The 21,340-nt window shown below is 70.5% G+C and carries 17 protein-coding genes; 7 read left to right on the top strand and 10 right to left on the bottom strand.

Going from position 1 to position 21,340, the window contains the following annotated elements:
* Positions 1-8: 8 nt before the first annotated feature.
* The 5 genes from ABZT02_RS18085 to dhaK form a co-directional block, all read right to left on the bottom strand.
* On the bottom strand, positions 9-1,505 hold the full coding sequence (locus ABZT02_RS18085; protein ID WP_356018875.1) for a cellulase family glycosylhydrolase: 1,497 nt from the start codon (positions 1,503-1,505) through the stop codon (positions 9-11).
* Positions 1,506-1,696: 191 nt separating this feature from the next.
* The gene (locus ABZT02_RS18080) at positions 1,697-2,851 is read right to left on the bottom strand and encodes a cellulose binding domain-containing protein (protein WP_356018873.1); all 1,155 of its coding nucleotides are present in this window, start codon (positions 2,849-2,851) and stop codon (positions 1,697-1,699) included.
* 22 nt (positions 2,852-2,873) lie between these two features.
* On the bottom strand, positions 2,874-4,184 hold the full coding sequence (locus ABZT02_RS18075) for a cellulose binding domain-containing protein (RefSeq protein ID WP_356018872.1): 1,311 nt from the start codon (positions 4,182-4,184) through the stop codon (positions 2,874-2,876).
* A gap of 221 nt (positions 4,185-4,405) precedes the next feature.
* Positions 4,406-4,519 (bottom strand): RICIN domain-containing protein, encoded by a 114-nt coding sequence (locus ABZT02_RS18070; protein ID WP_356018871.1) that lies wholly within the window; start codon positions 4,517-4,519, stop codon positions 4,406-4,408.
* Positions 4,520-4,899: 380 nt separating this feature from the next.
* A complete protein-coding gene (dhaK, locus tag ABZT02_RS18065) occupies positions 4,900-5,904 on the bottom strand; it encodes a dihydroxyacetone kinase subunit DhaK (protein WP_356019014.1) in 1,005 nt (334 codons plus the stop codon).
* A gap of 731 nt (positions 5,905-6,635) precedes the next feature.
* Here dhaK and ABZT02_RS18060 point away from each other — a divergent pair.
* From ABZT02_RS18060 to ABZT02_RS18040, 5 genes are all read left to right on the top strand, one after another.
* Complete coding sequence (locus ABZT02_RS18060) at positions 6,636-7,484, top strand: MIP/aquaporin family protein (protein WP_356018870.1); 849 nt, start codon at positions 6,636-6,638, stop codon at positions 7,482-7,484.
* 60 nt (positions 7,485-7,544) lie between these two features.
* Positions 7,545-9,062: a glycerol kinase GlpK gene (gene glpK / locus ABZT02_RS18055; protein ID WP_356018868.1), complete on the top strand. Its 1,518-nt coding sequence runs from the start codon at positions 7,545-7,547 to the stop codon at positions 9,060-9,062.
* An 83-nt stretch (positions 9,063-9,145) separates the two neighbouring features.
* Positions 9,146-10,858, top strand: coding sequence for a glycerol-3-phosphate dehydrogenase/oxidase (locus tag ABZT02_RS18050; RefSeq protein ID WP_356018867.1), 1,713 nt, complete (start codon positions 9,146-9,148; stop codon positions 10,856-10,858).
* Positions 10,859-11,187: 329 nt separating this feature from the next.
* Positions 11,188-12,234, top strand: coding sequence for a glycosyl hydrolase 53 family protein (locus tag ABZT02_RS18045; protein ID WP_356018866.1), 1,047 nt, complete (start codon positions 11,188-11,190; stop codon positions 12,232-12,234).
* 14 nt (positions 12,235-12,248) lie between these two features.
* Positions 12,249-13,589 carry a right-handed parallel beta-helix repeat-containing protein gene (locus tag ABZT02_RS18040; protein WP_356018865.1) on the top strand — a complete coding sequence of 447 codons (1,341 nt, stop codon included), beginning with the start codon at positions 12,249-12,251 and terminating at the stop codon, positions 13,587-13,589.
* A gap of 101 nt (positions 13,590-13,690) precedes the next feature.
* Here the strand turns inward: ABZT02_RS18040 and ABZT02_RS18035 are convergent, their stop codons facing one another.
* Entirely contained in the window at positions 13,691-15,595 is a 1,905-nt protein-coding gene (locus tag ABZT02_RS18035) for a DapH/DapD/GlmU-related protein (RefSeq protein WP_356018864.1), read from the bottom strand.
* Positions 15,596-15,727: 132 nt separating this feature from the next.
* On the opposite strand from ABZT02_RS18035, the gene ABZT02_RS18030 reads away from it, so the two are divergent.
* Together ABZT02_RS18030 and ABZT02_RS18025 are read left to right on the top strand one after the other, a co-directional pair.
* Positions 15,728-16,390 (top strand): NUDIX domain-containing protein, encoded by a 663-nt coding sequence (locus tag ABZT02_RS18030; RefSeq protein WP_356018863.1) that lies wholly within the window; start codon positions 15,728-15,730, stop codon positions 16,388-16,390.
* Between the two features lie 87 nt (positions 16,391-16,477).
* Positions 16,478-17,461, top strand: coding sequence for an aldo/keto reductase (locus ABZT02_RS18025; protein WP_356018862.1), 984 nt, complete (start codon positions 16,478-16,480; stop codon positions 17,459-17,461).
* A 15-nt stretch (positions 17,462-17,476) separates the two neighbouring features.
* On the opposite strand, the gene ABZT02_RS18020 is transcribed toward ABZT02_RS18025, so the two are convergent.
* From ABZT02_RS18020 to iolC, 4 genes are read right to left on the bottom strand one after another with little or no spacing between them, the layout of a single operon-like run.
* Complete coding sequence (locus ABZT02_RS18020; protein ID WP_356018861.1) at positions 17,477-18,262, bottom strand: GntR family transcriptional regulator; 786 nt, start codon at positions 18,260-18,262, stop codon at positions 17,477-17,479.
* Positions 18,263-18,291: 29 nt separating this feature from the next.
* Complete coding sequence (gene iolD, locus ABZT02_RS18015; RefSeq protein WP_356018860.1) at positions 18,292-20,166, bottom strand: 3D-(3,5/4)-trihydroxycyclohexane-1,2-dione acylhydrolase (decyclizing); 1,875 nt, start codon at positions 20,164-20,166, stop codon at positions 18,292-18,294.
* A complete protein-coding gene (locus ABZT02_RS18010; RefSeq protein WP_356018858.1) occupies positions 20,166-20,288 on the bottom strand; it encodes a hypothetical protein in 123 nt (40 codons plus the stop codon). The genes iolD and ABZT02_RS18010 overlap by 1 nt, the downstream gene beginning before the upstream one ends.
* Entirely contained in the window at positions 20,285-21,262 is a 978-nt protein-coding gene (iolC, locus tag ABZT02_RS18005) for a 5-dehydro-2-deoxygluconokinase (RefSeq protein ID WP_356018857.1), read from the bottom strand. The genes ABZT02_RS18010 and iolC overlap by 4 nt, the downstream gene beginning before the upstream one ends.
* Between the last annotated feature and the right edge of the window lie 78 nt (positions 21,263-21,340).

Below are 21,340 nucleotides of genomic sequence, written 5' to 3'. Positions count from 1 at the left end.
GGTGCGCGTTACGGGGTCGTGTAGGGGTCCTGGCTGATCAGGTGGGCCTTCAGCCCGTCGCCGATGCCAGGCTCCGGGGTTCCGGCCCAGTCCTTGATGAGTACGGCGCCGGTGCTGCAGCCCCACGGGTTCCAGGTCCACGCGAGATAACCCATGTTGTGCGCGTCGGCCCAGTCGACCAGCCGCTGCATGTAGTCGAAGCCGCAGTTGTCCTGGCCGAACTCACCGATGACGACCGGCACTTGTTGCGCGAGCGGCGCGACCTGGCTGTCCCAGCAGGATTCGGTCGCGCAGGCGTTGAAGCTGTAGGAGTGCCAGGACGCGGCGAGGTTGTTCAGTGGGTCGGTCGGCTTGTACGTCAGCCACTCCCGCATGTCGTTGGCCCACTCCAGGCCACCCAGCATGAGGACGTTGGTCGCGCCGGTGGCCCGAACAGCGTCGACCAGGTCCTGCATGCCGGCGGTTTCATAGGGAAGGCCGGTGCAGGTGCCGCCGTCTCGCCAGCACGTCCAGCCGAGGGTCTTGTCCCAGTTGCTGGCGACCTCCGGGTACGGCTCGTTGAACAGATCGAAAACGACGGCGTCGTTGCCCTTGAACGCATTGGCGACACCGGTCCAGAACTGGGGGCCGTACTGCGCGTCCGGCATCGGCTTCTGGCACGTCGCGGTGGCGTCCTTGCAGTGCCAGTCCGGCCCGTTCGTGTAGGCACCCCGGGTCCAGTGCAGATCGAGGATCGGGGTGATGCCGTTGGCCACCAGCAGGTTGACGTAGTCCTTGACGCCCTGCTGGTAGGTGGCTCCGCTGGGCGAGCCGTTGATGCCGAGCCAGCATTCCTCGTTCAACGGCACGCGTACCGCGTGGATGTTCCAGGTCTTCATCGCGTCGACGGACGCCTGGTCGACCGGGCCGCTGTCCCATAGCCCCTTGCCCTGCACACAAGCGTATTCACCGCTGGAGCGGTCCACACCCAGCAGCCGATACTGCTTGCCGCTCGCGGTGACGATCTTGTTGCCGGAAACCTTCAGCTCCGGGGCCGGACCACTGGGACCGCTGGTCGGAGTGGTGGTGGGGCTGGGGGTCGGGGATGTCACCGAGCCGGTACAGGTCACGCCGTTGAGCGCAATCGATGCCGGTTCCGGATTGGCGCCCTTCCACGCACCGGTGAACCCGATGGAAGCCGACCCGCCCGTATCCAGCGCCCCGTTCCAGTCGAGGCTGGTGGCGGACACGTGGGTTCCGGACTGTGTCCAGCCGGCACTCCAGCCGTTGGTGACCTTCTGGTCGGAGTTCGGGAAGTCGAACGTCGCGGTCCACCCTTGCACGGGGGAGCCGAGATTTGTGATGGCCAGGTTCGCGGTGAACCCTCCCGGCCATTGGCTCTGCACCTTGTACGCGACCGAGCAGCCGGTGGCGGCTGCCGATGCGGGCAGGGTGGCGACGGCAAGGCCACCCAGGATCAGGGCACCGGCGGCACCGGTGGCCATTAAGGCGTGACGACGTTTCACTTGATCTCCTCGTTGCCGTAAGGGATCGATGAGTTCGATGCCCAGCTGATCGACGAGCCGGTGAGCCGGGCCCAGGCCGAGGGCCTGCAGCTGACCGGTCCACCAGGCGGGTACTGCGTGCCGTACGGATCAAGGAATCAACAACTGTCGCGCGTTCGGATCCTGTCTTCCCGACGGATCCCACGCGGGCGTCAGCAGCCGATCGGTGAGGAGCCCAGGGCCACGTCGTCGAACCAGAGCGTGTCGTCCCCGGTGCCGTAGCTCTCCCAGCCCACGCGCAGGCCGGTGGGGCGGGGAGGGGTCCTGCGGGCGAGCCACTGCCCGTCGACGTTCTGGGTCGCCACCCCGTCCACGTGCAGTCCGGCGACCTCCTGGTCGTCGACCCAGGTGCGCATGGACTGGGCGGTGGTGTCGATCTGGAACCGCAGGCACAGCCACTGACCGGCCGGCAGCGGCGTGCTGAGCGCGACCCCCGCCGGGCTCTGTTCCGGCAGCGTCGCGTCGTCGCTCTCGCGGTTCCACTGCAGCGCGCCGTTCTGCCCGCCGACGCGCAGCGCCCTGCCGCCCTGTGAGGCGTCCGGCATGGATACGAAGGTGACGTGGTCGGTGGGCAGGGCGGTGGTGTGCCGGACCCGCATGCGTACGTACACCACGGGCCCGACGGAGGACAGATCGCGGGTGGAGGCCGCGAAGACGTGGTTGCAGTAGCCGGCGCCGCCGTCGACGCGCAGCGACCTGGTGCCGCTGTAGGCGACGGACGTGTCGACGCTGACCTTCCCCGTGCCCTGGCAGTCGGGTGCCGTGGTCTGCCAGGCGCCCGAGGGCACGGTGCCGGTCTGGTCCTCGAAGTCGGAGCAGATCGCCGCCCCGGCGCATTCGGCCGGTGGCGTGGCTGTCGCGGTCGCTGTCGGGGTGGGACTCGCGGTTCCGCCGCACGGCGTGCCATTGAGGGTAAAGGCGGTGGGAGCCGGGTCGGCGGTGTGCCAGGTGCCCTGGAGCCCGAAGTCCGCGGACGCGCCGGCGGCGAGCACGGCATTGTGCGCGACGTTCACCGCGGTCACCGCACTGCCCGACTGGGTGACCTGCGCGTTCCAGGCGGACGTGACCTGCTGGTCGCCGCCGTAGGTCCACTCCAGCCGCCAGCCGTTCAGGGCGGCGCCGAGATTCGTGACGCGGATCTGGGCGGTGAAGCCGCCGGACCACTCGTTGGTGGTGTACGCGACCGTGCAGCCCGTCGCCGCGCCCTGAGCGCGCGACGTCGCGATGGCAGGAAGGGCCACCGCCACCACGGTCAGCACCAACGCCCAGAGCGGCAGGCGGTGGCGGCGCACGCGTAATGAAGTCATCGCCATGATCAATCTCCGGGAGTCAGGACGCGGTGCAGGAGAATGTGCCGAGGGCTCGGTCGTCGCCGCTGAGCGTCATCCCCCAGGTCGTCGACGCGCCCGGTGCCAGCGAGCCGTTGTAGGAGGCGTTGTGAACGGTGGTGGCGGGGCGGGACGGATCCACCACCGCGTTCCAGCGGTTCGCCACGGTCACACCGCCCGGCAGGGTGTGGTGCACCGACCAGTCGGTGACCGGCCGGGACCCGGTGTTGGTGACCGTGACGTCTGCCTGGTACCCGCCCTGCCATGAGCCGGTCAGCTTCCACTCCGCCGTGCAGGCGGTGTCGCCGGAGGGGCTCGGCGCGGGAGTGGGAGGTGGTGTCCCTCCAGAGCTGTCGGTGGTGTAGGGGACGGCGGTGTAGTCCTGCGAGCAGCCTCCCGCGCAGCCCGACGGCAGCGAGAAGGAGTACGTACGGCCGCCGCCCAGCCAGGCGTCGGCCGCGTCGCGGATCCGTATGGTGAAGCTGCTCTGGCCGGAGGCCGTCGCGCCGATGACGTAGGACTGCCCCATGTCGCTGTTCATCGCGGCGTCGGTCCAGGTGCCGTTCGCCAGGTACTGGACGCCGTGGATGCCGCCCGGCAGATGGGAGACGGCGATGGCGGGCCAGTACCGCTGGGCTCCCCTGAGGAAGCCGATACGGATGTCGCCGCTGTAGTCCGGGGCCGGGACGAAGCTCCAGGAGACATGACGGTTGTTCCAGTGGTCCGGGTACATCGTCCCCACTGGGGTGCCGCCGATCCGGAAGCGGTTGAGGGAGTCGGTTGCCAGGTCGAGGTGGTTGGGGTCGTCCCGGCACCAGGCGTTGGAATCGGCGCAGCTGTCCGCGACGAGCATGGTCAGGGTGGCCCCGTTGTACTTGTCGGCCGCCCAGGAGCCGTTGCGGCAGAAGGGCTGGCCCGGGGCGCCGTCGTTGGTGCCTGTGCAGTAGTCCCCGATGGTGACCTTGACCCAGCGGCCGCAGTTGCGGCCGTTGTCGAAGACCCCCTTGACCGATGCGCTTGAGTCCGGCACCGGGCGGGGGTAGGTGCTCGCGTAGTCGCCGGGTGTGTTGAACACGTTGAGCGCCACGAAGTCCTGGCTGTCCAGTTCGCGCTGCGGCAGACCGCAGCCGCCGTAGGGGCTGCCGAGCCCGGCGAAGTGGGTCGCGTTGCCCAGGACCTCAGTGGCGGCGGCACTCGGCGCGGGCGGCTGGGCCGCCGCGGCCATGACGGGTAACGCGGCGCAGCAGAGCGCTGCCAGCAACGTGGCGGTGCGCCTTCGGGCCGGCGAGCGGGGGGTCGAAAGAAGCTGCATGGGGGGATCCGCCTTCTTCGTGACGGGGCGCCGTGACGTTCGTACGGGAGTTCTCTCGGAGGGAGGGGAGTGAGCGCTGGAACACCTCCACAGTGGGAGCGCTCCCACGGTCTCGGTATCCGGGGACTGTAGAAGAGGGTCATGGCCCTGACAAGGGGGTGGGTTCCCATGGGAGATTTCGCCCTGTCCGAGCCCGGGCGTGCCCGGCCCGGACAGGGGAGTCAGCTGAGGTTCCACTTCTGGTTGATGCCGCCGTTGGACGGCCAGGTCACCACCTTGGTGCCGGACGTGGTCTGGTGGTCGTAGGCGTCCAGACACAAGGTGGTGCCCGACATGGTCACCGTCAGCCGGCCGGACCCGGTGCGGGTCCAGAGCTGGTTGGCCCGCCCTGGCAATCACGGATCTGCACCTGCGTACCTGCCATCGGCGACGCGTTCGGCACGTCCAGGCACTTGCCTCCACCCACCGCGTGCAGCGCACCGGAAGTGCTGGGCGGCGGTGGGGTGGTGCCGCGCCCGTCGAGACAGAGGAAGGTGATGGCGCAGGCGAGCATGCCGGTCATGGTCCTGGGGACCAGCTGGGGACCGCACGGTGTGCGCGCTGGTGCACGGCCCGTCGCGTCCACCGCCTGCACTCAGAGGAACCTGATATCTCCGAAAGTAGCCTTGCCCTCACTCCTCGGGGTCAAGGGGTCACAGGTTCAAATCCTGTCGGGTCAGCGACCCCAGCGCAGCGCGGCGGTCTGCACGGGCGCGTCCCACAGCCGCAGCATCTCCGCGTCGGCCCGGCACAGTGTCACCGAGCAGCCGGCCATGTCCAGCGACGTGACGTAGTTGCCCACGAGCGTCCGCGCCACCGGTACGCCCCGGGCCTCCAACAGCCGCGCCACCTCGGCGTGGAACCCGTACAGCTCCAGCAGCGGCGTCGCTCCCATCCCGTTGACCAGGGCCAGTACCGGCCCGTCTGCCGGAGCCACCTCCACCAGCTCGTCGAGTACGGCGCCCACCGCGACCTCCGCGATCGCTCGGGCCGGCATCATCGCGCGCCGCTCTCGGCCCGGCTCGCCGTGGATCCCGACCCCCAACTCCATCTCCCCGTCCGGCAGGTCGAAGGTCGGGCCGCCTTTCGCGGGAGTGCTGCAGGGGCTGAGCGCCACGCCGAAGCTGCGCGAGGACTCGTTGACGCGCCGGGCGATCGCGGCCACCTGCTCCAGCGGTGCGCCCTCCTCGGCGGCCGCCCCGGCGATCTTCTCCACGAACAGAGTCGCCCCGGTACCCCGCCGCCCGGCCGTGTACAGGCTGTCGGTGACGGCGACATCGTCGTTGACCAGGACCCGCTCGACGCGGACGCCGTCCTCCTCGGCGAGCTCGGCCGCCATCTGGAAGTTCAGCACGTCGCCGGTGTAGTTCTTGACGACGAACAGCACGCCCTGCCCGGCCTCGACGGCGCTCGCCGCGCGCAGCATCTGGTCCGGGACGGGCGAGGTGAACACATCCCCGGGACACGCGGCCGACAGCATCCCGTATCCGACGAACCCGGCGTGCAGCGGCTCGTGCCCGGAGCCGCCGCCGGACACCAGCCCGACCCGCCCGCCCTCGCGCGCGTCTCGCCGTACGACCACCCGCCGCTCCACGTCCACGTTCAGCTCCGGGTGGGCGGCAGCCACCCCCCGCAGGGCATCGGCGACCACGGTCTCCGGACTGTTGATCAGCATTTTCATGGGACCTCCCGGTTGGAACCGGCGGCGGAGCCTCTGCTTCGTGTCCTCACGGAGCTCAGGCAGCGCCGGTGACAGGCGGGCGCGTTCGCGATCGCACACCACACGAACAGTGTGCCGTCTTCCCGTGGACATCCGCGACGGGTGCTCGCTGCCGCCCGTCTCCCAGGGCGGGGGCGCGGCCAGTTCGGTCCAGGCGGCCGGGGCGCCGCTGTCGACGCAGACGATGCCGCAGGTTGCGGCGTACTCCTCGGCGGGCGCGGTGGAGGAGCTGGTGGTGACGACGACGGTCACGCCGGCCTCGTGGGCCGCGACGGCAGGTGCCGCCCGAGCGCCGCGGGACCGGGGAAGTCCCCCGGTTGCCGTCGGCGTAGTGCTCGGCCGGGATGACGACGCGGAACGCGTCTGCGTTCGTCGGCGTCCAGATCGGCGCCCATGTTGCGCCTGCACCGCCGAACGCTTCCACCGATGTGCAGCCGTCGCGCGCGCGGCGCGGCGGCGTGTGCGCGAAGCCGTCGGCCGGCGAGACTGCGGAGCCCAGGTCAGCCCGACCATTGGCGTCGTCACCTCCCAGCCCCGGGCATTTCCTGCCGACGGGCGGACTTCCGCTTCCTGGCCGGGCAGCGGGCCGTATCGCCTCGCGCGCGCATGGCTCTGGCCCGTTTTACAATGATTTGCGGAGTACTCGGGGCAGTCGACGGCCGGTCCCTGGGCCGGCGGGAAAGCGGGCACCCATGGCTGAGCGGCTCAAGAGATCAGGACTGGTCGGCGAGCTTTCAGCGGAATTCGCCGGCACGATGATCCTCATCCTCTTCGGTTGTGGCGTGGTGGCTCAGGTAGTCGCCGGCGGAGCCCTCACGACTCCGCCGGGTGGCCTGGGAAACCACGACAGCATCGCCTGGGCCTGGGGCCTCGGCGTCACCCTGGGTGTGTACGTCGCGGCGAGGCTGAGCGGTGCGCACCTCAATCCGGCGGTGACCGTCGCGCTGGCGGCGTTCAAGGGCTTCCCGTGGAGCAAAGTGGCTCCCTACGCGCTGGCCCAGACGGCCGGCGCCTTCGTGGCAGCCCTGCTCGTCCGGTGGAACTACACCGAGGCGCTGGCGAAGGCGGATCCCACCCACACGATCAAGACGCAGGGCGTGTTCTCCACGCTGCCCGCCAACGGCAACCCGAACCTGCCGGTCCACGAATGGGGCGCATTCCGCGACCAGGTCATCGGCACCGCGATCCTGCTGCTGCTGATCCTGGCGGTCACGGACCTGCTCAACACGCCCCCCGGCGCCAACCTGGCGCCGTTCATCGTCGGTCTGATCGTCGTGGCCATCGGTATGGCCTGGGGTACCAACGCGGGTTACGCGATCAACCCGGCACGCGACTTCGGTCCCCGGCTGGCCAGCTTCCTCACCGGGTACGGCGGAGCGTGGCGAGATCAGTACGGGAACTTCTACTTCTGGGTGCCGATCATCGGTCCGCTGATCGGAGGTCTGCTGGGAGCGGGCCTGTACAAGGTCTTCATCGGCCGGTTCCTGCCGACCGCTGAGCCGGAGCCCCCCGGACGGGTCCCGGCCCCGGACGAGAACTGACCGGCTCCGGGGTTGCCGTGATCCGGCTGCCCCGGGAGAGCCCAAGGAGAGGCGGCATCCATGGCGGACTTCGTCGGCGCGGTGGACCAAGGGACCACCAGCACCCGTTTCATGATCTTCGACCATGCCGGCAACGAGGTGGCGAGGCACCAGCTGGAGCACTCGCAGATCCTCCCGCGCTCGGGGTGGGTCGAACACGACCCGGTGGAGATCTGGGAGCGCACCAACTCGGTGATCCAGAACGCGCTCCGGCACGGAAACCTCTCGCCGGAGGACCTGGCGGCCATCGGTATCACCAACCAACGGGAGACGACCGTCGTCTGGGACCCGCGCAACGGTCGCCCCTACTACAACGCCATCGTCTGGCAGGACACCCGTACCGACTCCATCGCGGCAGCGCTGGACCGCTCGGGCCAGGGCGACGTCATCCGCCGCAAGGCGGGGCTGCCGCCGGCCACGTACTTCTCCGGCGGCAAGATCCAGTGGATCCTGGAGAACGTCGACGGAGTCCGCGAGGCGGCCGAGCAGGGCCATGCCCTCTTCGGCAACACCGACGCCTGGGTGCTGTGGAACCTCACCGGTGGCCCCGACGGCGGCGTCCACGCCACCGACGTGACCAATGCCAGCCGCACCATGCTGATGGACCTGGAGACCCTCGACTGGGACGACGAGCTGCTGGGCTTCTTCGGCGTTCCCCGGGCGATGTTGCCGACCATCAGTCCGTCCTCCCACCGGGAGGCGTTCGGACAGACCCGTACGTCCCGGCCGCTGCGGGCCGCCATCCCGATCACCGGTGTGCTCGGCGACCAGCAGGCAGCCACCGTCGGGCAGGTCTGCTACGCGCCCGGCGAAGCCAAGAACACCTACGGCACCGGCAACTTCCTGGTGCTCAACACCGGCACGGAACTGGTGCGGTCCCAGCACGGCCTCCTGACCACCGTGGCGTACCAGTTCGGCGACAGCCCGGCGATCTACGCACTCGAAGGCTCCATCGCCGTCACAGGCTCCGCGGTGCAATGGCTGCGCGACCAGCTGAAGATCATCAACGATGCCGCCGAGAGCGAACGCCTGGCCCGTACCGTCGAGGACAACGGCGGGATCTACTTCGTCCCCGCCTTCTCCGGCCTGTTCGCCCCGTACTGGCGCTCCGACGCCCGCGGCGCGATCGTCGGCCTCGCCCGGTACAACGACGGCGGCCACCTGGCGCGGGCCGCCCTGGAGGCCATCTGCTACCAGAGCCGCGACGTGGTGGAAGCCATGGAGCAGGACTCCGGCGTCCACCTCGACGTGCTCAAGGTCGACGGCGGCGTGACGGCCAACGACCTGTGCATGCAGATCCAGGCCGACGTCCTCGGCGTCCCGGTCAGTCGCCCGGTCGTCGCCGAGACCACCGCGCTCGGCGCCGCCTACGCCGCCGGTCTGGCCACCGGCTTCTGGCGGGACACGGACGAACTGCGCACCCACTGGCAGGAGTCCAAGCGCTGGGAACCCCAGTGGTCCGAGGAACAGCGCGAGGAAGGATACGCGGGCTGGAAGAAGGCGGTGGAGCGCACGCTCGACTGGGCCAAGGTCGAATAGGTCCCGGTCGGCAGCGACCGAACGGGGCCGCCCGAGCCGCGTGCGCGGCCCCCCACCCGCACCCGCTGCACGAGGAGGACACCATGGCGAACCCGGTGGCTCTCTCGCCCGGCGCACGCGCGGAGGCCCTCGTCCGACTGGGAGAGGGGGAGCTCGACGTCCTCGTCGTCGGGGGCGGCGTCGTCGGCGCCGGCGCGGCCCTGGACGCCGCCACCCGGGGCCTGAAAGTCGGCCTCGTCGAAGCCCGGGACTGGGCCTCGGGCACGTCCAGCCGCTCCAGCAAACTCATCCACGGCGGCCTGCGCTACCTGGAGATGCTGGACTTCCGGCTCGTCGCCGAAGCCCTGAAGGAACGCGGACTCCTGCTTCAGTTCCTGGCCCCTCATCTGGTGCGTCCGGTGCCGTTCCTCTATCCCCTGCAACACCGGATCCGGGAGCGCCCGTACGTCGGCGCCGGCGTGCTCCTGTACGACACCATGGCCGCGGCCTCCGGTACCTCCAGAGGTCTGCCCCACCACCGCCACCTGCTCAAGCGCCGAGCCCTGCAGGAGGCGCCCGCGCTGCGCTCCGACGCCTTGGTCGGCGCGATCCAGTACTGGGACGCCCAGGTCGACGACGCCCGGCACACCATGTTCCTCGCCCGCACGGCCGTCGCCTACGGAGCGCTGGCCGCCAACCGCACCCGTGTCAGCCGCTTCCTGCGGCAGGGCGAGCGGGTGGTGGGAGCCGCTGTCACGGATCTGGAGACCGGCGACGAGACAGAGGTGCGAGCCAAGCAGGTCATCAACGCGACCGGCGTGTGGACCGACGACACCCAGGCCCTCGTCGGTACGCGCGGCCAGTTCCACGTCCGCGCCTCCAAGGGCGTACACCTGTTGGTCCCCCGTGACCGGATCAACTCCCGCACCGGGCTCATCCTCCGCACCGAGAAGAGCGTGCTGTTCGTCATCCCCTGGGGACGACACTGGATCATCGGGACCACCGACACCGACTGGACACTCGACAAGGCCCATCCCGCCCTCAGCTCCCAGGACGTCACCTACCTGCTGGAGCACGTCAACAGCGTCCTGGCCACGCCTTTGGTTCCGGAGGATGTCGAAGGCGTCTACGCCGGTCTGCGTCCCCTCCTGTCCGGCGAGGCCGCAGAAACCAGCAAACTGTCACGGGAGCACCTGGTCGCACACCCGGTACCCGGTCTCGTCGTGGTGGCCGGCGGCAAGTACACGACCTACCGGGTGATGGCCAAGGACGCAGTCGACGAGGCGGCCCGCGGCGTGGACGAGAAAGTGCCCGACTGCGTCACGCAACGCGTTCCGCTGCTCGGCGCCGACGGCTATCCGGCCCTGTGGAACTCCCGCCACAACCTCGCCGAGAGCTCCGGGCTGCATGTCGCCCGCATCGAGCACCTGTTGCACCGCTACGGCTCCCTGGTGCATGAGCTGCTCGCCATGGTCGCAGCCGACTCCTCGCTCGGCGAGCCGTTGCCGAGCTCCGACGATTACCTGCGGGTCGAGGCCGTCTACGCGGTGACCCATGAGGGTGCCCGCCACCTGGAGGACGTGCTCGCCCGACGTACCCGGATCTCCATCGAGTCCTGGGACCGTGGTGTGGACGCGGCGCAGACCGTCGCGGAACTGATGGCGCCGCACCTGGGATGGGACCAAGCGCGCCGGGACCGTGAGGTCAACCACTACCTGAAGCGGGTGGCGGCCGAACGCGAGGCCCAGCAGCAGCCGGACGACCAGACCGCCGACGCGGTACGGCTCGGCGCCCCCGACATCATTCCGGTGCACTGAGTAGGGCGCTCGGGCACCGAACGGCAGCCACGTCGGCGCGCAACTCACGACCGGATTAAGCCTGTTATGTGCAAATGCTTCGGGTGCCCCGCACCGGCGAGAGCCTGCGGGGCCCTTTTCGCGTGTTCCGGAGACTGAGGACGGCTTCCACCGCAGCGGCAACCTCGCCGAGGCGGGCGGCGACCTACAGGCGAAGTTCCGGACGGCTCCCGCCCCGGTGCAGGTCGGCGAAGCGGCTCAACCCGCCGACGGGAGCCGTTCCGCCCTGCCTCACCCCCGTCCGGGCCCCACCCCGGCGGTCCGGATCCCACGAAGCGAGGAACCCCCACATGACCGACCCCGAACAAACCGACCCCTCCGGCTTACGGCGGCGCACCGTCCTGCTCGGCGCGGCGGCCGGCGCCGGCGCGCTGGCCCTGGGCGCCGGACCCCTGGCCACCCCCGCGCAGGCCGCGACGTTCGTCAGGGGCGCCGACGTCAGCTGGCTGCCGCAGATGGAGGCGCAGGGCTACTACTGGAACAACAGCGCCGGAGCGCGCCAGGACCTGTTCACCGTCCTCAAGGGCTACGGCATCGGCGCGATCAGCCTGCGGACCTGGGTCGACCCGTCCAGCGACCCGGCCAACGGGCACTGCTCCATCGAGGAGACGGCCCAGCTGGCGAAGCGCGCGAAGGACGCCGGCCTGCAGGTCCTCATCGGCTTCCACTTCGGCGACACCTGGAACTCGGTCGGGGTGCAGAACCCGTCGGCGGCCTGGGCGGGCATGACCTACAGCCAGATGCTCGACGCCATGTACGACTACGTGTACCACTCGTGCAACATCATCAAGTACCACGGCGTCACCCCGGCCTGGGTGAAGATCGGCAACGAGACCAACTCCGGTATCTGCAAGCCGGTCGGCAGCGTCAGCCGCCCCGCCCAGATGACCGGCCTGCTGAACGCCGCCCACGACATGTCCAAGCAGGTCTTCCCGAGCACGCCGGTGCTGGTGCACCTGGCGCAGCCGCAGAACCTGGCCAGTGTCCAGACCTTCCTCGACGCCTACCGGGACAACGGCGGAAGGTGGGACATCACCGGTCTGTCCTCGTACGCACAGGGCGGCAACGTGCCCGCCGTGCTGGCCAACATGCAGACCATCCAGTCCGGTTACGGCAAGCCGGTCATGCAGGTGGAGTACGGCGGCCCGGTCGGCAAGCCCACCCAGGTGCGCGACTCGCTGAAGGCGTTCGTCACCGGACTTCAGGGCTTCGGCGGTCTCGGCACCTTCTACTGGGAGCCCGAGGGCTATCCCTCGTTCAACGGTTACAACAGCTCGGCCTGGGACGAGAGCACGCGGCGGCCCACGGCGGCCATGGACGGATTCCTCAACGGATGAACCAGGAGTCGACGATGAGTTCTGCCAAGCCGGCCGGGCGTGTGCTGCTGATATCGGCGCTCACCCTGAGCTCCCTCGCGATCCCGGCCAGTTCGGGCGCCGTCAGCACCACGGCGACGGCGAACGTCTATTACGTCGCCCCGAACGGCAGCGACACCTCCGCGGGCACGCAGGCCGCCCCGTGGGCGACGATCGCCCACGCGCAGGCCGTCGTCCAGCCGGGCGACACCGTGTACTTCCGGGGCGGCACCTACCGCTCCACCCGCGCCAACAGCGCCTGTACGAGCCAGACGGCCAGGGTCGACGCCATCACCCTGAACAGGAGCGGCAGTTCGGGAAGTCCCATCCGTTACTGGGCCTATCCGGGGGAGAAACCGGTCTTCGACTTCTCCGGGATGACCGACGACTGCCGGATCAAGGGCTTCGATGTCACCGGCAGTTGGATCCACCTCAAGGGCCTGGAAGTCACCGGCGTACGACAGAACAACAAGCTGAACCACGAGTCGTGGGGAATCTGGATCTCGGGCAGCAACAACACCTTCGAGCAGATCAACACCCACCACCACATGGGGCCCGGCCTGTTCATCCAGAACGGCGGCGGCAACCTCGTCCTCAACTCCGACTCGCACGACAACTACGACACCAACTCCTCCAACGGCGCGGGGGAGAACGCCGACGGGTTCGGCGCGCACATCTCGGCAGGTAATCCCGGCAACGTGTTCCGGGGCTGCCGCGCCTGGTGGAACGCCGACGACGGCTACGACCTCATCAGCGCCTACTCGTCCGTGACCATCGAGAACTCCTGGGCGTGGCGCAACGGATACAAGCCGGGCACGACCACCGCGGCCGGCAACGGAACCGGCTTCAAGGCGGGCGGCTACGGCGGCGACTACGACGCCGGCGCCGTCAAACACACCGTGCGCACGTCGGTGGCCTTCCTCAACAGGGCGTCCGGCTTCTACGCCAATCACCACCCGGTCGCCAACGACTACTTCAACAACACGAGTTACGGCAATCACCCCGACTTCAACATGCTCGGAGTCGACTCCGGTGGCGCCGACGCCGGCCGGGGCAACCTGCGCAACAACCTCGCCTACACCGGCACGTTGACGTCGAACATGACCGGCACGAGCGCCGCGAACAACTCCTGGAACCTGGGGATCACCCTCTCGGACAGCCAGTTCCAGAGCGTGTCGACGTCCGGGTGGGACGCGCCCCGCCAGGCCGACGGGAGCCTGCCCGTACCGCCCGGTCTCCGCCCCACGGCCAACAGCACCCTGATCGACAAGGGGGTGAACGTCGGACTGCCGTACAAGGGGCAGGCGCCGGACCTCGGTGCGTTCGAGACCTCTTGAGCCGAGTGCCGTCCGCGGGCAGCGGATGCTCGCCGACGGCACGGAGACCAGCGACCATGCCGATGTCCCGTCGGGTGGGCCGGGTCCGACACCCGGTCGACTCACCCCAGAGCCCCGAGTCCCGATCGGGCCGGTTCGGGGCGGTGGATGCCGCGGGGTCGGTAGCCGAGTTCGCCGGAGCGGCCCAGCAGATCGGCGAGGTACCAGAGGATGGCCAGCCACATCTCCGTGCCCTGGAGGCCGGGCTCGGGTCCGGGCCCCGCGGTGCCCGGGCCGAAGCCGAAGCCCCGGCCGTCCCGCCAGCGCGGCAGGAGCGCGGCCAGCTGCCGGTCGGCCCAGTCGCGGATCTCGCCGGAGCGGTAACCGTCGGCGGCACGGCCGAGCTGCTGGGTGCACAGCCACAGGGGGTGGGCGACGTCGAGCACGTTGCAGGCGTTCTCCCGCCCGGGACCGAAATGCCGGGCGTCGCGCGCGTGGTCCAGGACCGTGTCCACGACCCGTTCCGGATACGGCACCGGCAGCCCGAACTGCGCGAACGACCCCCTCGTCAGCCGGTAGTACCCGTTGACCACCTGGAGCCGCCCCTCCTCGGCCGAGGGGCTGCCCCACATTCCGGTCCATGGATCGACCCGGGTCAGCAGCCAGCCGAACAGCGCCTCCGGCGTCCCGTGGCCGCCGTCGTTGCCGTGGCCGTGCCGCAGGTTCCAATGGGCCGCCGTGGCCAGGCTGTCGACCCAGGCACCGGCGCCCCAAGCAGCCGTTCTCCAGGGCAACGCCTCCAGCCGCAGGACGAGTCGCTGTGCCGTCATGTCCCGTGCCCCGCGCACCGGATGAGGGAGACCCGGACCCAGCAGATCGAGGGCGTAACCCACGCACAGCACGTGATAAAGCGCCGCTCCCTCCCCGATGAACCCGTCGGCGTCCACCACCGGAAGCGGTGCACCGAACTCCGGCACGAGACCGCTCTTCGGATCCTGGAGCCCGCCCAACCGCTCGACGTGCTCCTCGCCGGACAAGTGCTCCGGCACGGCCCCGAGCAGCAGGTCGGCGATCTCCACGGCATCGCAGTGGGCCCGCACCGTGGGCGCGGCGCCGGGCCGGTCGACGTATCGCTCACCGTCCCAGCAACGGTCGAGGAGCTCGCGGGCCTGAGCACGCGCGGTGTCGGCGAAAGCGGCAAGGGGGCCGGGGCGGCCGGACACGGACGTACGGCCACCTCCCGGCAGCGTCCCCGGCACACCCGCTGCTGCCCCCGGCCTCCCGGCCACCACCGCCGCGTCCCCTGCCACCCGTGCCGTACCGGGCTCGGTCACCGTCTCGGGTTCGGGGGTGGGGCCGGTCGTCGGGCGGGTCATAGCCGTAGGGCCGCCGCCTGGCCGTATCCCTGTCCCTGACGCCACCGTGGCGGCCGACGGGTCCACCCTCTCCGGCCCCCGCGCCTCCCGCCGGTCCCGCAGCACCCGCGCCGGATTCCCCGCGGCCACCGACCACGCCGGCAGATCCCGCGTGACCACCGCACCCGCCCCGACCACACAGTGATCGCCGATGGTCACGCCGTCCACGACGATCACATGCGAGCCGATCCAGACGTCGTCCCCGACGCGGATGCCTCGACTGGTGAGCGGCTGCCGGAAAACGGGCCGGTCGGGCGCCATGGAGTGGTTGAAGCCGAGCAGCGAGGTGTGGGCGCCGATGCGGACGCCGGCACCGAGGACGACGTTCCCGCGTACCGTGGTGAACGGGTTGAGGGTGCAGTCCGAGCCGGTGGTCAGCTCGCCGGTGACGTAGGCGTGCGCGGCGATGTACGAGTCGTCGCCGAGCCGCAGCCGGTCCGGGAACACCGCCGCGGACTCGGCGACGTAACAGCGCTCACCGATCCCGGTGTCGCCGCCGATCGCCCGCTGCACCTCCCGCTGCGCGGCGCGCTGTTCCTCGGTCGCCTCGTCGGCGAAGAGCCAGGGGCAGTGGTCGAAGTGCCGTACGGACGGCCGCGGCGGAAGATCCATAGGAGCACGCTAAGCAGCGCGACGCCCTGCGGGAAGGGGTACCGTACGCGACGCGGCCCGGCCCGAAATGGTAGAAGCGGTCATGACCAACTCGTACTTGTCCCGCTTCTCCTCCCGTCCGGCGGGTGTCCGATGACCGAGGGCATCGACACCCCCGACCGCCGGGGCCGCACCGGCCTCGACCGCACCGGCCTGAACCTGACCGGCAACCCGCGCGTCAAGGTCCGGGAGGTGAAACTGCTGTCCAGCCACTGGTACGTCGAGCGGGCCACGACCTTCGACATCCAGCGCGCCGACGGGACCTGGAGCACCCAGCAGCGGGAGACCCACGACCGCGGCAACGGCGCCACCATGCTGCTGTACGACACGGAACGCGAAACCGTCCTGCTCACCCGCCAGTTCCGCTTCCCGGTGTACGTCAACGGGCACCCCGACGGGCTGCTGATCGAGACCCCGGGCGGTCTGCTCGACGACGATGACGAGCACCCCGAGATCGCCGTACGGCGCGAGGTCGTCGAGGAGACCGGGCACACCATCGGCGAGGTCCGCCACGTCTTCGACGTCTACATGAGCCCGGGGTCGGTCACCGAGCGCGTCAGTTTCTACGCCGCTGAGTACGCCTCGTCGACCCGTACCCACGCGGGAGGCGGCCTCGACGAGGAGGGCGAGGACATCGAGATCCTCGAACTGCCCTTCCGCAGGGCCCTGGAGATGATCCGTTCCGGGGAGATCGCCGACGCCAAGACCATCATGCTGCTCCAATGGGCCGCTCTGGACGGCCCGTTCGCCAAGTGAGCGCGTAGGGCCTTGACTTGAAGTGCGCTCCAGCATGAAGACTCCCGTGTGCACCCGTCCTCGGGGCACACACGGGAGGAAATCACCATGCGATACCGCACCATCGGCACCGACCCGGCGACCCGCCGCGAGGTCAGCGTCCTCGCCCTCGGCGCGATGCTGTTCGGCTCACGGACCGATGAGGAGACCTCCTTCGCCGTCCTCGACCGCTATGTCGAAGCCGGCGGGAACTTCATCGACACGTCCGACAACTACGCCTTCTGGGAGGACGGCGGCCAGGGCGGCCAGAGCGAGGAACTGCTCGGCCGGTGGCGGCGCAGCCGCGGCATCGGCGAGGAGATCGTCATCGCCACGAAGCTCGGCGCCCGCCCTCTGGCGCCCGGCACCAGCTACGTCGACAACGCGGAGGGCCTGTCGGCCAAGGTGATCCGCGAGTCCGCGGAACGCAGCCGGGAACGCCTGGGCGTGTCCAAGCTGGATCTCCTCTACGCGCACATAGAGGACCACAGGGTCCCGCTCCAGGAAACGGTGGAGGGATTCGCCGAACTGGTGGCCGAGGGCACGGTGGGCCTGCTGGGCGTGAGCAACCACGCCGTGTGGCGGGTGGAGCGGGCCCGTGCCCTGGCGGCAGCGGCCGGCCTTCCCGCCTACGAGGTCCTCCAGTACGCCCACAGCCACCTGCGCCCCCGCACCGACGTCCCGGAGCCCCTGTTCCCGGACGGCAGCCTCGGCCACGCGGGCGCGGACCTGCTGAGCTACCTCCGCGCGGAGCCCGCCCTCACCCTCGTCGCGTACTCACCCCTCCTGAAGGGCGCCTACACCCGCCCGGACCGCCTCCCCGCGGACTTCGACCACCCGGGCACGCCGCCCCGTCTGCGGGCCCTGACCGAGGTGGCGAAGGAGACGGGAGCCACCGTCAATCAGGTGGTCCTGGCCTGGCAGATCGGCGGTGACCTGCCCGTCATCCCTTTGGCCGGGATGTCGTCGGTGGTCCAGCTGGAGGAGAACCTGGCGGCGGTCGACCTGGAGCTGACGGGGGAGCAGCGGGCGCGGCTCGACGGGGTGAGCTGAGCCCGTGCGCCGCGCTCAGGGCCTGACCAGCAGCTGGAAGTCGAACGCGTACCGCGACGCCCGGTAGATGTGGCTGCCGTACTCGACCGGGCGGCCGGTGTCGTCGTAGGCCGTGCGCTGCATGGTCAGGACCGCCGCGCCCTGCTGTTCGTCGAGGCGGGCGGCCTCCTCGGCGGTGGCGGAGCGGGCGCCGATGGTCTGGCGGGCGCTGTGCAGGGTGATGCCCGCGGTGCGCAGCATGCGGTAGAGGCCGGTGGACTCCAGGCGGCCGCTGTCGAGATCGAGGAGGTCGGTGGGCAGGTGGTTGCAGAGGACGGCCACCGGTTGGCCGTGGGTCAGGCGCAGCCGCTCCAGCAGCGTGACCGGGCTGCCCTCCGGCAGGGACAGCGCGGCCGCGACGTCGGCGGGTGCCGGCACGGTCTCGTTGCGCACGACCCGTGTCGCCGGACCCTGCCCGGCCGCCTCCAGGTCGTCGTAGAGGCTGCTGAGTTCCAGGGGGCGCTTGACCTGGCTGTGCACCACCTGCGTGCCCACTCCGCGCCGGCGGACCAGCAGACCCTTCTCCACCAGGGTCTGGATGGCCTGGCGGACGGTCGGGCGGGACAGGCCGAGGCGGATCGAGAGGTCGATCTCGTTGCCCAGGAGGTTCCCCGGGGCGAGTACGCCGTGCTCGATCGCCTCCTCCAGCTGCCGGGCGAGTTGGTAGTACAGCGGCACCGGACTGCCCCGGTCCAGGGCGAAGTCCAGGCAGTTGAGCGCGGGGGTGGTCGCGGCACGTGACGTGTCGCCGGGCTTCGCCATGGAACTACCTCCCTCAAAGACCGGGGCCGTCACAGGTGGGTGCGGCGGGCGGCGGCCTGACGGTCGTACTCCGTCCTCGCCTCCACGGCGGCCTCGCGCGACGCCGTCTGCGCCACCGGCACGTCCCACCAGGCCTGAGCCGGGGGAGTGGTCGGGGTCGCGGTGTCCGTCTCGACGTAGACGCAGGTCGGGCGGTCCGAGGCGCGGGCCGCGGCCAGGGCCTCCCGCAACTCCCGTACGGTCTTGGCGCGCAGTACGTCCATGCCGAGGCTCGCCGCGTTGGCGGCCAGGTCGACCGGGAGCGGGGCCCCGCTGAAGGTGCCGTCGGCGGCCCGGTAGCGGTACGCCGTGCCGAAGCGCTCGCCGCCCACAGACTCCGAGAGGCCTCCGATCGAGGCGTACCCGTGGTTCTGGATGAGGACCAGGTTGATCGGCAGGCCCTCCTGGACCGCGGTGACCAGTTCCGTCGGCATCATCAGATACGTGCCGTCGCCGACCAGCGCCCACACCGGGGTGTCCGGGGTGGCCTGCTGGACGCCGATCGCCGCCGGGATCTCGTAGCCCATGCAGGAGTAGCCGTACTCCAGGTGGTACTGGCGCGGGCTGCGGGCCCGCCACAGCTTGTGCAGGTCGCCGGGGAGCGAGCCGGCCGCGTTGATCACCACGTCCTCGTCGCCCACGACCGCGTCCAGCGCGCCGAGCAGCTGGGTCTGGGTCGGTACGGCGTTCTCGTCGGCGGCGCGGTAGGCCCGGTCCACCACCTGGTCCCAGCGCTCCTTGCCCGCGCCGTACTCGGCCTCGTACGCCGTCTGCACGCGGTGGCCCGCCAGCGCCGACGCGAGCGCCTCCAGACCCGCCCGCGCATCGCACACGACCGTGCGCGCGGCCAGTTTGTGGGCGTCGAAGGCGGTGATGTTGAGGTTGAGGAAGCGCACGTCCGGGTTCTGGAAGAGGGTGCCGGAGGCGGTGGTGAAGTCGGAGTAGCGGGTGCCGACGCCGATGACCAGGTCCGCGGTGCGTGCGAGGTCGTCGGCGGCCGCCGTGCCGGTGTGGCCGATGCCGCCGACGTCGGCGGGGTGGTCGTGGCGCAGGGAGCCCTTGCCCGCCTGGGTGGAGGCGACCGGGACGCCGGTGGTGTCCACCAGTGCCTTGAGGGCCTCCTCGGCCTCGCTGTGGTGGACTCCGCCGCCCACGACGATCAGCGGGCGCGTGGCCTTCCTGATCGCCCGCACCGCCTCCGCCAGCTCCACCGGGTCCGGCGCGGGCCGCCGTACCCGCCAGACCCGCTCGGCGAAGAACTCCTCCGGCCAGTCGTACGCCTCCGCCTGCACGTCCTGAGGGAGGGCGAGGGTGACCGCGCCGGTCTCGGCCGGGTCCGACAGGACGCGCATGGCCTGGAGGGCGGAGGGGATCAGGGCTTCGGGGCGGTGGACGCGGTCGAACCAGCGGGAGACCGGGCGCAGGGTGTCGTTCACCGACACGTCCGCCTCGGTGGGGTGCTCCAGCTGCTGGAGGAGCGGGTCGGCGGCACGGGTGGCGAAGTAGTCGCCGGGCAGGAGCAGAACCGGGAGGCGGTTGATCGTCGCCAGGGCCGCGCCGGTGACCAGGTTCGTGGCACCCGGGCCGATCGACGTGGTGACCGCCTGGGCGGACAGGCGGTTGAGCTGGCGGGCGTGGCCGACGGCCGCGTGGACCATCGCCTGCTCGTTGCGGCCCTGGTGGAAGGGCATCGCGTCCTCGCCCGCCTCCAGGAGGGCCTGTCCGATGCCCGCCACGTTCCCATGGCCGAAGATGCCCCAGGTCCCGGCGATCAGCCGGTGCCGTACGCCGTCCCGTTCCGTGTACTGGACGGACAGGAACCGGACCAGGGCTTGGGCGACGGTCAGGCGGGTGGTGCTGCTCATCAGGACTTCTCCGGTGCGGTGGGGAGGGGGAGGCGGGGGGTGACCGGCCGACCGGGCCGGGTGTCGGGGCCGTACGGAGGGAGGGTGTCGCTGTTGAACGTCTCGGCGACACGGTGGGTCACGGTGCGACGCCGTTCAGGACACCGTCGACCTCAGCCTGGGTCGGCATCGCGGAGGAGCAGGCGAGGCGGGCGGCGACATGCGCGCCGGCCGCGTTGGCGTACCGGACGGTCCTCTCCAGTTCCCAGCCGGACAGCAGGCCGTGGCACAGCGAACCGCCGAACGCGTCGCCCGCTCCGAGGCCGTTGACGACCTCGACCGGGACCGGCGGGACCTCGGCCGTGGTGCCGTCCCGGTGGACGGCGAGGACGCCCTTCGGGCCCTGCTTCACCACGGCGAGCTCCACGCCCGCCGCCAGCAGGGCCTCGGCGCAGGCCCGGGGTTCACGGAATCCGGTGGCGATCTCGCACTCGTCGAGGTTTCCGACCGCCACCGTCGCGTGCCGCAGGGCCTCGGCGTAGTACGGGCGGGCTTCGTCGGGATCCGCGCAGGCCGGGCCGTTCCACAGGGCGGGACGCCAGTCGAGGTCGAAGACCGTGGTGCCCGCCCTGTCGCGGCACTTGAGGGCGGCGAGCGTGGCCGAGCGGCTCGGCTCCTCGCTCAGACCGGTTCCGGTGATCCAGAAGATCCGGGCGGCGCGGATGGCGAAGTAGTCGAGCTCGTCGGTGTGTATTTCCAGGTCAGGGGCCTTGGGATGGCGGTAGAAGTACAGCGGGAAGTCGTCCGGCGGGAAGATCTCGCAGAAGGTGACCGGGGTCGGGTAGGCCTCCACGGGAGTCACCCAGCGGTTGTCGACGCCGAACTGGGTGAGGGTCTGGTGGAGATACGTACCGAAAGGGTCGGCTCCGGTACGGGTGATGACCGCGCTGGAGCGGCCGAGCCGGGCCGCGGCGACCGCGACGTTGGCGGCCGATCCCCCGAGGGACTTGCCGAAGGACCGGACCTGTGCAAGCGGCACCCCGGACTGCTGCGGGTAGAGATCAACTCCGATTCGGCCCATACTGATCACGTCGAACTGCTGGACTGGCTCGACCATGCGCGACGCTCCTCGATCCGACCTGGGGACGTGGGGCCCACGGGCCCGCTGCTTCCCCAGGTGTAGGACTCGAAGGGC

This window comes from Streptomyces sp. NPDC005402 (assembly GCF_040606575.1).
Lineage (GTDB): Bacteria > Actinomycetota > Actinomycetes > Streptomycetales > Streptomycetaceae > Streptomyces.
Note: the sequence above shows the minus strand (reverse complement) of the source record. Positions and strands in the feature narration are given on the sequence as shown.

Excerpts from the sequence above, each read along its gene's own strand:
- ABZT02_RS18080 (WP_356018873.1), bottom strand. The coding sequence starts at position 2,851 with ATGACTTCATTACGCGTGCGCCGCCACCGCCTGCCGCTCTGGGCGTTG.
- ABZT02_RS18075 (WP_356018872.1), bottom strand. The coding sequence starts at position 4,184 with ATGCAGCTTCTTTCGACCCCCCGCTCGCCGGCCCGAAGGCGCACCGCC.
- ABZT02_RS18070 (WP_356018871.1), bottom strand. The coding sequence starts at position 4,519 with ATGTCGGGCACCACCTTGTGTCTGGACGCCTACGACCACCAGACCACG.
- dhaK (WP_356019014.1), bottom strand. The coding sequence starts at position 5,904 with ATGAAAATGCTGATCAACAGTCCGGAGACCGTGGTCGCCGATGCCCTG.
- ABZT02_RS18060 (WP_356018870.1), top strand. The coding sequence starts at position 6,636 with ATGGCTGAGCGGCTCAAGAGATCAGGACTGGTCGGCGAGCTTTCAGCG.
- glpK (WP_356018868.1), top strand. The coding sequence starts at position 7,545 with ATGGCGGACTTCGTCGGCGCGGTGGACCAAGGGACCACCAGCACCCGT.
- ABZT02_RS18050 (WP_356018867.1), top strand. The coding sequence starts at position 9,146 with ATGGCGAACCCGGTGGCTCTCTCGCCCGGCGCACGCGCGGAGGCCCTC.
- ABZT02_RS18045 (WP_356018866.1), top strand. The coding sequence starts at position 11,188 with ATGACCGACCCCGAACAAACCGACCCCTCCGGCTTACGGCGGCGCACC.
- ABZT02_RS18040 (WP_356018865.1), top strand. The coding sequence starts at position 12,249 with ATGAGTTCTGCCAAGCCGGCCGGGCGTGTGCTGCTGATATCGGCGCTC.
- ABZT02_RS18035 (WP_356018864.1), bottom strand. The coding sequence starts at position 15,595 with ATGGATCTTCCGCCGCGGCCGTCCGTACGGCACTTCGACCACTGCCCC.
- ABZT02_RS18030 (WP_356018863.1), top strand. The coding sequence starts at position 15,728 with ATGACCGAGGGCATCGACACCCCCGACCGCCGGGGCCGCACCGGCCTC.
- ABZT02_RS18025 (WP_356018862.1), top strand. The coding sequence starts at position 16,478 with ATGCGATACCGCACCATCGGCACCGACCCGGCGACCCGCCGCGAGGTC.
- ABZT02_RS18020 (WP_356018861.1), bottom strand. The coding sequence starts at position 18,262 with ATGGCGAAGCCCGGCGACACGTCACGTGCCGCGACCACCCCCGCGCTC.
- iolD (WP_356018860.1), bottom strand. The coding sequence starts at position 20,166 with ATGAGCAGCACCACCCGCCTGACCGTCGCCCAAGCCCTGGTCCGGTTC.
- iolC (WP_356018857.1), bottom strand. The coding sequence starts at position 21,262 with ATGGTCGAGCCAGTCCAGCAGTTCGACGTGATCAGTATGGGCCGAATC.